17 protein-coding genes are annotated in these 11,858 nt (G+C 25.9%); 15 read left to right on the top strand and 2 right to left on the bottom strand.

What is annotated here, in order from left to right; translation table 11 throughout:
* The 4 genes from ruvX to AC11VW_RS07405 form a co-directional block, all read left to right on the top strand.
* Positions 1–217: Holliday junction resolvase RuvX (ruvX, locus tag AC11VW_RS07420; protein ID WP_484300767.1), on the top strand; the 217-nt coding region annotated here is incomplete at its 5' end.
* A 70-nt stretch (positions 218–287) separates the two neighbouring features.
* Positions 288–563 carry a DUF1292 domain-containing protein gene (locus AC11VW_RS07415; RefSeq protein WP_484300766.1) on the top strand — a complete coding sequence of 92 codons (276 nt, stop codon included), beginning with the start codon at positions 288–290 and terminating at the stop codon, positions 561–563.
* A 157-nt stretch (positions 564–720) separates the two neighbouring features.
* Complete coding sequence (locus tag AC11VW_RS07410; protein ID WP_484300765.1) at positions 721–1,620, top strand: LCP family protein; 900 nt, start codon at positions 721–723, stop codon at positions 1,618–1,620.
* Between the two features lie 112 nt (positions 1,621–1,732).
* Positions 1,733–2,170, top strand: coding sequence for a Fur family transcriptional regulator (locus tag AC11VW_RS07405; RefSeq protein ID WP_484300764.1), 438 nt, complete (start codon positions 1,733–1,735; stop codon positions 2,168–2,170).
* Positions 2,171–2,197: 27 nt separating this feature from the next.
* Here the strand turns inward: AC11VW_RS07405 and AC11VW_RS07400 are convergent, their stop codons facing one another.
* Complete coding sequence (locus AC11VW_RS07400; protein ID WP_484300763.1) at positions 2,198–2,935, bottom strand: metal-dependent hydrolase; 738 nt, start codon at positions 2,933–2,935, stop codon at positions 2,198–2,200.
* Positions 2,936–3,147: 212 nt separating this feature from the next.
* On the opposite strand from AC11VW_RS07400, the gene AC11VW_RS07395 reads away from it, so the two are divergent.
* From AC11VW_RS07395 to AC11VW_RS07345, 11 genes are all read left to right on the top strand, one after another.
* Positions 3,148–4,824 carry a ribonuclease J gene (locus AC11VW_RS07395; RefSeq protein WP_484300762.1) on the top strand — a complete coding sequence of 559 codons (1,677 nt, stop codon included), beginning with the start codon at positions 3,148–3,150 and terminating at the stop codon, positions 4,822–4,824.
* Between the two features lie 54 nt (positions 4,825–4,878).
* Positions 4,879–5,214, top strand: coding sequence for a YlbF family regulator (locus AC11VW_RS07390; protein WP_484300761.1), 336 nt, complete (start codon positions 4,879–4,881; stop codon positions 5,212–5,214).
* 51 nt (positions 5,215–5,265) lie between these two features.
* The gene (locus tag AC11VW_RS07385) at positions 5,266–5,553 is read left to right on the top strand and encodes a DUF503 domain-containing protein (protein WP_484300760.1); all 288 of its coding nucleotides are present in this window, start codon (positions 5,266–5,268) and stop codon (positions 5,551–5,553) included.
* Positions 5,554–5,708: 155 nt separating this feature from the next.
* Entirely contained in the window at positions 5,709–5,912 is a 204-nt protein-coding gene (locus AC11VW_RS07380; RefSeq protein WP_484300759.1) for a CD1290 family small acid-soluble spore protein, read from the top strand.
* A 54-nt stretch (positions 5,913–5,966) separates the two neighbouring features.
* On the top strand, positions 5,967–7,118 hold the full coding sequence (locus AC11VW_RS07375) for a D-alanyl-D-alanine carboxypeptidase family protein (protein WP_484300758.1): 1,152 nt from the start codon (positions 5,967–5,969) through the stop codon (positions 7,116–7,118).
* 131 nt (positions 7,119–7,249) lie between these two features.
* Positions 7,250–7,837 (top strand): site-2 protease family protein, encoded by a 588-nt coding sequence (locus tag AC11VW_RS07370; RefSeq protein ID WP_484300757.1) that lies wholly within the window; start codon positions 7,250–7,252, stop codon positions 7,835–7,837.
* Between the two features lie 25 nt (positions 7,838–7,862).
* A complete protein-coding gene (locus AC11VW_RS07365) occupies positions 7,863–8,588 on the top strand; it encodes a segregation and condensation protein A (RefSeq protein ID WP_484300756.1) in 726 nt (241 codons plus the stop codon).
* Between the two features lies 1 nt (position 8,589).
* Positions 8,590–9,132 carry an SMC-Scp complex subunit ScpB gene (gene scpB, locus AC11VW_RS07360; RefSeq protein WP_484300755.1) on the top strand — a complete coding sequence of 181 codons (543 nt, stop codon included), beginning with the start codon at positions 8,590–8,592 and terminating at the stop codon, positions 9,130–9,132.
* A 105-nt stretch (positions 9,133–9,237) separates the two neighbouring features.
* Positions 9,238–9,885 (top strand): DUF2953 domain-containing protein, encoded by a 648-nt coding sequence (locus tag AC11VW_RS07355; protein ID WP_484300754.1) that lies wholly within the window; start codon positions 9,238–9,240, stop codon positions 9,883–9,885.
* Positions 9,839–10,261: a GerW family sporulation protein gene (gene ytfJ, locus AC11VW_RS07350; protein ID WP_484300753.1), complete on the top strand. Its 423-nt coding sequence runs from the start codon at positions 9,839–9,841 to the stop codon at positions 10,259–10,261. Before AC11VW_RS07355 ends, ytfJ begins: the two co-directional genes overlap by 47 nt.
* A gap of 230 nt (positions 10,262–10,491) precedes the next feature.
* On the top strand, positions 10,492–10,932 hold the full coding sequence (locus tag AC11VW_RS07345) for a MarR family winged helix-turn-helix transcriptional regulator (protein ID WP_484300752.1): 441 nt from the start codon (positions 10,492–10,494) through the stop codon (positions 10,930–10,932).
* 78 nt (positions 10,933–11,010) lie between these two features.
* On the opposite strand, the gene AC11VW_RS07340 is transcribed toward AC11VW_RS07345, so the two are convergent.
* Positions 11,011–11,670: a TMEM164 family acyltransferase gene (locus AC11VW_RS07340; protein WP_484300751.1), complete on the bottom strand. Its 660-nt coding sequence runs from the start codon at positions 11,668–11,670 to the stop codon at positions 11,011–11,013.
* Between the last annotated feature and the right edge of the window lie 188 nt (positions 11,671–11,858).

Genomic DNA, 11,858 nt, shown 5'->3' with positions numbered 1-11,858 from the left:
TTCCGATCTAGGAGAAAAGGTAATAAAGTTTTGTGAATTATTACAAGAAGAAACCAAAATAAAAATAGAATACTGGGATGAAAGGCTTTCTACAGTAGCAGCTGAGAGAACTTTAATAGAAGGAAATGTAAGAAGAGAAAACAGAAAAGGTGTTATAGATATGGTTGCAGCAGTAATAATTTTACAAGGATATTTAGATAGACAAAGAAATTTTTAAAATAGCTATAAAATTATAAACTTATGATATATAATATAAATAATAAATAAAAAAATCAGAGGTGAAGCAGATGCAAGAAAATATAATCAACTTAATAGACGAAAATGGTGTGGAAAGCGCATTTGAAATAATATTAACGCTAGAAGCTGAAGGAAAAGAGTATGCTATATTAGTTCCTGTAGAGGAAGAAGAGGCAGATGAGGCTTTAATATTCAGAATAGACCAAGATGAAGAAGGAGAAATATTAGTTCCTTTAGAAGATGATAAAGAATATGAAATAGTTGTTGATGTATATAATACATTAATGGAAGAAGAAGGATTAAACTTCGACGAAGATGAGCAATAATATATTAAAAACTACCTAGAAATAGGTAGTTTTTTTGTGAATTAAATTCTTAAAATATATCTTAAATGGTAAATATTTAAAAAGATAAGATACAGTGTAATTTATTTAATATAAGGAGAAAATATTTATTAAATAAAACATAAAAGGTAGTGATAAAATGAAAAAATTATTAGAACTTTTTTTATCAATTTCAATAATAATATTATTTGTACCAAGTATATACGCATTACAACATGAACAAACATATGAGATACCTAAACATAATAAAGTAGATAACATACTGTTAATAGGTAAAGATAGCTTTGATTCAAAGGGTCCTGCTAGGTCAGACACAATGATAATTTTAACCCTAGATAATTTAAACAAGTCTATTAAACTTACTTCATTAGCTAGAGATACACTGGTTAATATACCTAATAAAGGTAATGAAAAATTGAATCATGCATATGCATATGGAAAAGAAGAACTACTTTTACAAACGATAAATCAAAATTTCAAGTTAGATATAAAAGATTATGCTGTAGTTGATTTTATGTCTTTTATTGAGATAATAGACACATTAGGTGGAGTGGACGTAGAAGTTTATGAAAAGGAAATAAATCATTTAAATCAAATCATAAAATCTTCATATTGTTTAAATGAAGAAAATAGGGGCAAAATAAAATATATAGATAATTGTGGATTTCAAAACTTAAATGGTTATCAAGCTTTGGCTTATGCAAGAATAAGAAAAATAGACACTATATATAAAAGAGATGAAAGACAAAGAAAAATTTTAACTAATATAGCGTATAAATTATCAAATACACCTATAACTGAATATCCAGCTATAATAAAAAATATAGCTAAAAATATAGATGTTAATATTTCATTAGATAAGATAACTAAATTAGCTTTTTTATCTCACGAATTAGGTAGTTATGAAATAGAGCAACTGCAATTTCCTCTAGAGCAATATAGAGAAGAAGATAGGATAAATGGAGATGGGATGTATGTTGTTAAATGGAAAGAAGAAGAAAATTTAAAAGTATTACATGAATTTATATATGGAAAGTAGCATATGCAAAGAAATTATAATCCCTAATGTATTAAAATATTGACAAAACGTTCATTATCAACTAAAATAATTAATAAAGATTATCAATTGAAAAAATAAGGGTGATATTAAAATGAATACAATGGATATATTAAAAGATAAATTAAAAGAAACTGGGTTTAAAATTACTCCTCAAAGAAGAGCAATTGTAGATATACTTCTTAAGAATAGTACAGAACACTTAAGCAGTGAAGAAATATATGATTTAGTAAGAGTAGATTGTCCAGAAATTGGATTAGCAACAGTATATAGAACAATGCAATTGTTAGATGAAATTGGTGTAATATCAAAACTTAATTTAGATGATGGATGTATAAGATATGAAATAAGTTTAAATAAGAAAGATTGTCATAATCATCATCATCTTATTTGTAAGAACTGTGGAAAAATAATGGAAGCTAAAGAAGATTTACTAGATAATATAGAAAAAGAAATACAAGAACTATATAAATTTAAAATACTTGACCATGACGTTAAATTTTACGGATTATGTGGAGACTGTTCAAAGTAGCCAATAAAAATATAAGTCCTTATGGGCTTATATTTTTATTATAGAATAAATTATTGAACCGATTAAAAGTAATATGAATAATACTTCTAATATATTACTAAAAAAGCTACCTACTTTAAAGAATCCTAAAGAAATTTTTTTATTACTTATAGGATAAAAAAGAGGTATTCCTAATTTTGTAAATAAATCTCCTAAAAATATATGACTTGAAAAACTAATAGTTCCCAAAAATGCTAAATTAGATATATTAGTTATTAGTTCTATTTGTTTTAATAAAAAATATATTATAATCGTAGCAAAAAGACTATGAGAAAAACTCCTATGTTTAAGCCAAGGGAATGTAGATAGCATTAAACAAAAAATTGAAAAAGATATTTTTAAATTTATTAAATAAAGGCAGATTGCTAACAATATAAATATCAAGGATAAAAATACTTTTCTTAAAAAAGTATGACTTAATTTTGATTCTATAATTATAATTGCTATAAATGTAATTATAGAACTTAAGTAAAAATTATTATTTATTTTTAGAGATACAAAGAAAATTATTGTATTAATTAAATATATTATTGCTTTTAAGATAAATTTAGACACTTCTTTTTTTAGGAATATATCAGATACTATAGAATGAGACTCATCTAAATCTGGAAGTATTGAAAAAAAAGCAGAGAGTATAAGATTAAATATAGAAATAGGTATATTAAATAGTAGAGAAGCTTGAATAACACTTAAAACACCTATTGCACAATGGGTTTTTCCACGCATAAATCCTCCTAAATATTGTGTTTTATACTCAGAGAATAGCAGAATAGGATAACTTTGTCAAAATAATACAGTAAAGGTATTATAAATATGACTTAAATTATAGTAGAAATTATGGTACAATGATAATAACTGGTAAAGAGTGCGTGATTTGATATTATTTAAACAATAGAACGTGTTTAAATTTTAAGTAAAAACTGAATAGACAGAAGGAGATGATACAATTGTTCAAGAAAAACGCCAATAAAATAAAGATAATGGCACTGGGTGGGCTTGGTGAAATCGGTAAAAATATGACAGTTGTTGAGTATAAAGACGAAATAATTGTCATAGATGCTGGATTAAGTTTTCCAGATGATGATATGTTGGGGATAGATATAGTTATACCGGATGTAACTTATTTAATAAAGAATAAGGATAAAATAAAAGGTATATTTATTACACACGGACATGAAGATCATATAGGAGCGCTTCCATATATACTTAAAAAGGTAAATGTACCTGTATACGGAGCAAAACTTAGTATAGGGCTTATACAAGTTAAATTAAAAGAACATAAAATGAATAATGTTAAGCTAAACGTTATAACTCCAAAAGAAGTTATAAAGCTTGGGAACATGGATGTAGAATTTATAAGAAATAATCATAGTATGCCGGATGCTTGCTCTATAGCTATTCACACAGATCAAGGTATAATATTCCATACAGGAGACTTTAAAATTGATTTAACACCTATTAATGGAGAGGTTATGGATATTCATAGAATTTGTGAATTAAGTAAAAAAGGAGTACTTCTACTATTAGCAGACAGTACTAATGCTGAAAGACCAGGTTCTACTAAGTCAGAAAAGACTGTAGGGGCAGGGTTTGATGATTTATTTAGAAAAGCTACGAAAAGCAGAATTATAGTTGCTACATTTGCATCTAATATACACAGACTACAACAGATAATAAATACAGCGGAGAAATTTAATAGAAAAGTAGCAGTATCAGGAAGATCAATGATAAACGTAGTAAACGTAGCTACTGAATTAGGGTACTTAGAAATACCTGAAAAAATGTTAATAGACTTACATGATTTATCTAAATATGAAGATAATGAAATAGTTCTAATAACAACTGGTTCACAAGGAGAGCCAATGTCAGCTCTTGCGAGAATGGCAAGTGCAGAACATAAAAAAGTAGAAATAAAAAGTGGAGATTTAATAATAGTATCAGCTCATCCAATACCAGGGAATGAGAAATCAATATCAAAAGTAATAAATTCTTTATTTGCAAAAGGTGCAGAAGTAGTTTATGAAGATGAAGATATACATGTATCAGGTCATGCAAAGCAAGACGAGTTAAAATTGCTTCATAGATTAGTTAAGCCAAAGTTCTTTATGCCAGCTCATGGTGAATATAGAATGTTAAAAAAACATGCTGAATTAGCAGAAGAATTAGGTATGCCAAGTCAAAATATATTCTTAAATAAAACGGGAGATATTTTAGAAATAGATAGAAATTCTGCAAAAGTAGTTGGGACTGTACCAACAGGACATGTACTAGTTGATGGATTAGGCGTTGGAGATGTTGGGAATATAGTATTAAGAGATAGAAAACATTTATCAGAAGATGGACTTATGATAGTTGTTGTAACAATATCAAAAGAAAATGGAAAAGTTTTAGCAGGACCAGATATAATATCTAGAGGATTTGTATATGTTAGAGAATCTGAGGATTTAATGGATGCAGCTAAGAACATAATTAAACAAGTATTAAAAGAATGTGAAGATAAAAATATAAAAGAGTGGGCTTATTTAAAGAATAATATAAAAGAAAATTTAAAAGAACACTTATACCAAAAAACTAAAAGAAATCCTATGATACTTCCTATAATAATGGAGGTATAATTAACAAAGATTGAATATAATTTATTATATTCAATTTTTTTTTAGGAGGAATCTATGGGAGTTAACGATACAGCTATGAAGCTAGCTAATGAAATAAAAAATAGTAAAGAATATAAAGAATTTAGAAAATCTATGAAAGAAATAAAAGATGATAAAGATTCAGAGAAACTTTTAAAAGACTATAGAAATATTCAAATTCAAATACAAAGTTACTCTATAAAAAACCAGCAGATAGATAGAAAAACTATGAGCAAAATAGAAGGTACCCAAAATAGGGTAGCAAATAATAAAAAACTATGTAATTACTTAAATAGTGAACGAAAATTTACTTTAATGATGAATAACATAAATAAAATACTTGCTCAGGCTGTAGAAAAAGATTACAAATAACTATATAAATAATGGATAATATATAAATAAACAAAAGAAAGGTAATTTTATATGAAAATATTTATACTAAAAATTGACCTTAGAGCAAATTGGGTTCATTCTTTAAAAGAAAAAAGGATGGTAATAAAAAGTATAATGAAAAAACTTCAAAATACTTTTAACATTTCTGTTTCAGAGATAGAAAATCAAGATGTTCATCAAAGAATTACCATAGGGATAGCAGGAATTACCCTAGATTCTAGCCAATGCGACTCAGCAAAAGAAAAAATAATAAGCTTTATAGAATCAAATACAGAAGCTGAGATAATAGAAATTGAGGAAGAAACAATAAACTATTGAGCAATTAGTAAAATGATAAAAACAAAGATACAAAAGAAGGAATATCTGGTAATAAAGATATTCCTTTTTTAATATTACAAAAAATAACAATTATAAATGCCTTATATTAGCAGAAAATAAATACATATAAAAATTTATTAATAGGAGGTATGAATATGAGTAATAAAGGATCAAATAACAACGCAAGAATGGCTTTAAAACAACTTAGAATGGAAGTAGCAGCAGATTATGGTATGGACTATGAAGAAGCATTTGATATAATAGAAAATGCACACAGCAATGGAGCATTATCCCACCATTTCAAAACACTTGAAAATAGAAGGAATACATTTGCAAGTAAACCTAGCCAATCAGAATAAAAAATTTAAATAGTGAGAAAATAAGTTTAAAATAAATATTAAGAGGTGACAACTATGAAAAAATTGGCTAGTATAGTGGTGGCAATATTACTTGTCTTAATGCCTATGAATATGGCTTTTGCAAATGATAAAGGCGCACCAATAAATATCTCTTCAAAATCAGCTATACTAATGGATGTATCAAGTGGACAAATTTTATATGAAAAAAATGCCCATGATAAGCTACCTCCAGCTAGTGTAACTAAAGTAATGACGATGTTGTTATGTGTAGAAGCACTTGACTCTGGTAAAATAAAACTAGATGATAAAGTTCAAATAAGTGACACTTCAGCAGGCATGGGAGGAAGTCAAATATTCTTAGAACAAGGTGAAACGCAAGATGTAAATAGCTTATTAAAGGGTATTGCAGTAGCTTCTGCAAATGATGCTTGTGTAGCTATGGCAGAACATGTAGCAGGTAGCGTAGAAGGCTTTGTAGACATGATGAATGCTAAGGCACAAGAGTTAGGAATGAAAGATACTCATTTTGCAAATACAAATGGACTTCCAATTGATAACCATTATACTTCAGCGCATGATATTGCTTTAATGTCTAGGGAATTATTGAAACATGAGTCTATAAATAAATATCTTACAACATGGATGGATGAAGTTATAGTTGGTAAAAAACAAGTAAAAGTAGGCCTTGCTAATACTAATAAAATGATAAAGCATTATAAAGGCTCAACAGGAGTTAAAACTGGATTCACACAAGAAGCTAAGTATTGTTTATCAGCTTCAGCTAAAAGAGGAGAGACTCATCTAGTAGCAGCAACTCTTGGAGCTGAAACATCTCCAGAAAGATTTAAAGATGCTTCTGCTTTATTAAACTTTGGATTTGCAAATTATGAAAGTGTAAAACTATGTTCTAAAGATGATAATATGGCAACTCTTACATTAGATAAAGCAGAAGACAATAAAATAAATTTAATAGCTAAAGAAGATTTAACAGTTTTAATTAAAAAAGGTGGAAATAAAGATTTTACGAGAGAAGTAAAAATAAATGAAAATCCTAGTATACCTATTAAAAAAGGAACAATACTTGGTCAAGTTGAAGTTTACCAAGGTAAAAAAATGGTAGGTGCATTGGATTTAGTTAATACAAAAGATATAAATAAAGCAAGTTATTTACAAATGCTTCAAAGAGTAATAGATAGTATGCTTTAAAAAAATATAAATAAAAAAAGAAGTTTTCGAAACTTCTTTTTTTTATGGATAAATACATACTATAAATATTTTGATTATAATATTATTAATTGGTATAATAGTATTAAAATTGTAATTTAGGAGATGTAAATATGAACTTAAGTAATATATTAATAACCATAGTCGCGATAACAGTAGCTATATCTGTGCATGAGTTTGGTCATGCATATGTAGCACATTTATTAGGGGATGATACTGCTAAAATGGATGGAAGAATGACATTAGATCCGGCTAAACATATAGATCCAATAGGTCTTATTACAATGTTAATTTTTCATATAGGATGGGCAAAGCCAGTACCTGTAAATCCGAATAATTTTAAAAATTATAAAATAGGAAATATTTTAGTATCATTGGCAGGAGCTATAGGAAACATACTTGCAGCTATATTATGTGTGCTAATAATGAAATATGTTAGAATGGAAGCTATTCAAGATATCGGATATATGACAATGTTGTATAACGTAGGGTTTGCAGCATTTAATTTACTTCCAGTCCCACCACTTGATGGATGGGGTATAGTTTCATCATTTATCCCATATAAGTATAACGAAATAGTTTATAAATATGAAAGTATGAGTTACCCTATATTATTAATTTTAATATTTACAGGACTATACAGTATAATAGTATCTCCAATAAGGGATGTAATAATGAACCTAGTATGGTTATTTTATTAAATAATATAAGTTAAGAGGTAAACACATGAAATATAATATACAACTACAAGTATACGAAGGTCCTCTAGACTTATTATATGACTTAATTTCTAAACATAAAATAGATATAAAAGATATATCAATAATAGATATAACAAAACAATATATAAAATATCTAGAAATGTTAGAAAAAATGGACTTAGAAATAACTAGTGAGTTTATAACAATGGCATCTAAACTTCTTGAAGTAAAATCTAAATATTTGTTATATAAGCAAAAAGATGATGAAGAAGTAGAAGACCCAAGGTTAGAACTTATGGAACAGTTAGAGGAGTATAAAAAATTCAAATTAGCAGCAGAAAATTTAAAAGATAATGTTAGTTATGGAAATGAATTATTTTTTAGAAAAAAGGAAGAAATAGTTATAGATGAAAAAATAGATTTAGAAGAAATATCTCTAGAAGCTATAATGAACATACTTCCTCATATACTAAATGTTAAAAAATTAGAAGAAAAAGAAATAAAAGATGAAGGATTAAACAAAATAGTAAGAGGAAAAATTATATCAGTAGAAGAAAAAATCAGATATATAAGAAATATAATAAAAGAAGAAAAAGAAATCAGATTTACAAAAATAATACAAACTTGTGATAAAGATGAAGTAATAGCTATATTTTTATCGATATTAGAACTGATAAAAGCTAAAGAAATAGTAGTAGAACAAGACATATTTTTTGATGATATACTAATAAAGAAAAGCTCGGAGTGGTAAAATGAGACGTGAAGAAATAAAAAATATTATAGAGGCAGTTATGTTTGCATATTCAGAGCCTATAAGCATTGAGGAGCTAAACAACATAATCAATGAAGAGTTATCAAGAAAAGAAATAGAGTTGATGTTAAATTCATTGATAGATGAGTATAGAGAAAATAGTAGAGGTATACAAATAATAAAATTAGAAGATAAATATCAAATGACTACAAATAAAGATTATTGTGATTTTATAAAAAAAGTATTAGAGCCAAAGAAAAAGAAAAGTTTAAGTCAAGCTACTTTAGAGACTTTAACTATAATAGCTTACAAACAGCCAATAACAAAAGTTGAAGTAGAAGATATAAGAGGTGTTAAGTGTGATAGAGCTATACAAACTCTTTTAGAAAATGAATTGATAAAAGAAGCAGGAAGGCTTGAAAGAATAGGTAAACCTATAATATATAAAACTACAAATGAATTTTTAAAGTTATTAAGTATAGAAACTTTAGAGGATTTACCTCCTTTAGAAAACTATGAAGATAATAGCAATGAAAATAAATAAGAAAAATAGATTACTTTTATAGGTAATCTATTTTTTTATAGATAGTTATATAAAATTAATTTTAATAATAGTATACATAGCTATTTTTTAGAAGATAATAAGAGTATGAGATATAATGATATATTTGTAATTATTTTTTTCTTATCAATATTATTAGCATTATTTATATTGCCATTAGCATTAATACTCAAATCATATTTTAATATAATGCTTACATGTGATGTAAGTAATAATGATATAAATATTAAGCTTAATATAAAATATTTATTTAATTTAATAAATATAAAAGTACCAATCTACTCAAATAATAAAAATAAAAAAGTAAAAAACAAGAAAAATATAAAGGAGCTTATAAATAAAGGTATAAATAAAAAAGCAATAAAGATTGAAGACTTGAAAATAATTTATAAGGTAGTAAAAAAAATAAAAATACAAGAAATATATAGCGATATAAATTTTGGGAATGAAAATATAAATTTCACATGTTTTATATATGCATTTATAAATTGCATTTATGGAAATTTAATTAATATTATTAATCCAGAAAAGATTTACCTAAACGCTAACCCTAATTTTACAAAAAACTACATAAATGCAAGTATTAAACTACATGTAAAGCCAACAATTAAAGATATAACAAGTATGGCTATAGCGATATTTAAAATTTATAAAAAAACTAAAATGAAGAAAAAGGACGGTGGCGATAGTGAAATCAACAGGGTCAATACAAAGTCTTATGGAGACAACATTTGAAACAATTAAAGGTTCTATAGATGCTAATACTATAATAGGAGATCCTATACAAACTGATACTACAGTAGTTGTACCGATATCAAAAGTAACTATTGGATTTGGTATTGGAGGAGGAGAGTATTCTAAAGGATATGATGAAAAAAAATCAAAAGGAAATATAGAAGCGAAAGACGATACTAATTTTGCAGGAGGAAGTGCAGGAGCCATTTCTATACAGCCAGTAGCTTTTGTAGTAGTTGAAAATGGAGAAACAAGACTTATGAGCTTAGATAACAGTATCAATATGGTTGACAATATATTAGCGGTGACACCAAAGGTTATAGAAAAAATTCAAAAGTTGTCTAAGGAAAATACAGCTAATAAAAAAAATATATAATAAAAAACTATCTACAAGTCACTGCATTATACGGCATGTAGATAGTTTTTTATTATATAAATAAGTCTAAAATACTAAAGTTTTAAATTAAAACGATTTAAATAGATAATACTATATATGTATAGTATAATAAAAAAGAATACAAGTATGGAATCTTGATAGTAAAATACAAATAAAAAATTATTAATATATATTAAAGTGTAAAATACTATGGCATTGAGGTGAATATTATGGAAAATAACGAAATTTCTATGTTAATGATGGAGAATATGAATCATTTTACCAATTTAATAAAGATCGTAAATGATAAAAGATATAGCGGTAAAAAACTACTTACAGAGAGACAATTTTTTGCATTAGTTAGCATAAGAAAACATAATAAAATAGAGCTTAAAAATTTAAGTAAAGATTTATATGTATCAACTTCAAGTTTATGTATATTATTAAACAAACTAGTAGAACAAGGATATGTATATAGAGAAGAAGACTCAAAAGATAGAAGAAATACTTTTTACTGTATAACTGAAAAAGGAAGTGAAACTGTAAAGGATGAAATAGATAGATTCATAGCTATAATAGATGCAAAGATAGATAGATTAAACGAAGAGCAAAGGCATAAATTATTTAATTGTATGACTGAAGTAAAGTCTATAATGGAAGTGTTATATTAATACTAGGTATAATATAAAAAACATGTAACTACAAATCCAAGAAATAAAAATAAGTCGTTAGTTTTTAACGACTTATTTTTATTTCTTGGATTTAAAATTGAAGTTATCATGGTCAAAAATAATAACGGGTATATATACAGCGGTAGTCAATAATATAAAAGCAAGAATACTAATCAAGTCAAAATTTGAAAAACTATAATCATAATTAGCAAAAGTAAGTTTATTTAATAAAATTATAAATGAAAAATAAATCATACACATAATCAAGTTATCTCTTATAGCACTTTTATTAACTTTAAATTTTCTAACCTCAACCATATAAACATTAGCATAAATCAATAGAAGCCTAGAGAATATAAACAAGAAGTAAAGTATATTAGGAAATCTATATGGAATATACTTAAAAAATATTATCTCGCCTATAGAACAAATTAAGCTCCAAGAAAAAAACACATTGAATAATTGATACTGCTTAAAAAATAAGATAGCAATACAAATATAAGCACAAAATCTACCAATTCCAATAGGTAATGAGCTTAGCACATCATAATTACCCATGGATGCTATAGAGACTTGTTCAAAAACTATTTCTAAAATAATTAACCCACAAATTATTTTCTCCACAATATAGCTATAAGGTAGTAAATTTTTAGTTAGTTTAGGACAAAAATAAATAAATATAGCGAAAATCAATAGTATTATCAAATGTTCTTTAGAAAAAAGAAACGTATTGGCCATAAAATTCTCTCCTATGAATAGTTTTTATATATTTTATTTAAAAAATGAAGATTAATGTGAATAGTTTTTAATATATTATAGTATATTTTTTATTCAAAAAAAATAGAATCACTAAAAATATACAAACTAAAAAATATGAGTGTAACAAAATAGACTTAAAATAATAAATTAATAATATATGCTTTAAG

The sequence above is a fragment of the Romboutsia sp. genome (genome assembly GCF_056995035.1).
The sequence above is the reverse complement of the archived record's forward strand: the minus strand, read 5'-3'. Positions and strand labels throughout refer to the sequence as shown.

Excerpts from the sequence above, each read along its gene's own strand:
- AC11VW_RS07415 (WP_484300766.1), top strand. The coding sequence starts at position 288 with ATGCAAGAAAATATAATCAACTTAATAGACGAAAATGGTGTGGAAAGC.
- AC11VW_RS07410 (WP_484300765.1), top strand. The coding sequence starts at position 721 with ATGAAAAAATTATTAGAACTTTTTTTATCAATTTCAATAATAATATTA.
- AC11VW_RS07405 (WP_484300764.1), top strand. The coding sequence starts at position 1,733 with ATGAATACAATGGATATATTAAAAGATAAATTAAAAGAAACTGGGTTT.
- AC11VW_RS07400 (WP_484300763.1), bottom strand. The coding sequence starts at position 2,935 with ATGCGTGGAAAAACCCATTGTGCAATAGGTGTTTTAAGTGTTATTCAA.
- AC11VW_RS07395 (WP_484300762.1), top strand. The coding sequence starts at position 3,148 with ATGATACAATTGTTCAAGAAAAACGCCAATAAAATAAAGATAATGGCA.
- AC11VW_RS07390 (WP_484300761.1), top strand. The coding sequence starts at position 4,879 with ATGGGAGTTAACGATACAGCTATGAAGCTAGCTAATGAAATAAAAAAT.
- AC11VW_RS07385 (WP_484300760.1), top strand. The coding sequence starts at position 5,266 with ATGAAAATATTTATACTAAAAATTGACCTTAGAGCAAATTGGGTTCAT.
- AC11VW_RS07380 (WP_484300759.1), top strand. The coding sequence starts at position 5,709 with ATGAGTAATAAAGGATCAAATAACAACGCAAGAATGGCTTTAAAACAA.
- AC11VW_RS07375 (WP_484300758.1), top strand. The coding sequence starts at position 5,967 with ATGAAAAAATTGGCTAGTATAGTGGTGGCAATATTACTTGTCTTAATG.
- AC11VW_RS07370 (WP_484300757.1), top strand. The coding sequence starts at position 7,250 with ATGAACTTAAGTAATATATTAATAACCATAGTCGCGATAACAGTAGCT.
- AC11VW_RS07365 (WP_484300756.1), top strand. The coding sequence starts at position 7,863 with ATGAAATATAATATACAACTACAAGTATACGAAGGTCCTCTAGACTTA.
- scpB (WP_484300755.1), top strand. The coding sequence starts at position 8,590 with ATGAGACGTGAAGAAATAAAAAATATTATAGAGGCAGTTATGTTTGCA.
- AC11VW_RS07355 (WP_484300754.1), top strand. The coding sequence starts at position 9,238 with ATGAGATATAATGATATATTTGTAATTATTTTTTTCTTATCAATATTA.
- AC11VW_RS07345 (WP_484300752.1), top strand. The coding sequence starts at position 10,492 with ATGGAAAATAACGAAATTTCTATGTTAATGATGGAGAATATGAATCAT.
- AC11VW_RS07340 (WP_484300751.1), bottom strand. The coding sequence starts at position 11,670 with ATGGCCAATACGTTTCTTTTTTCTAAAGAACATTTGATAATACTATTG.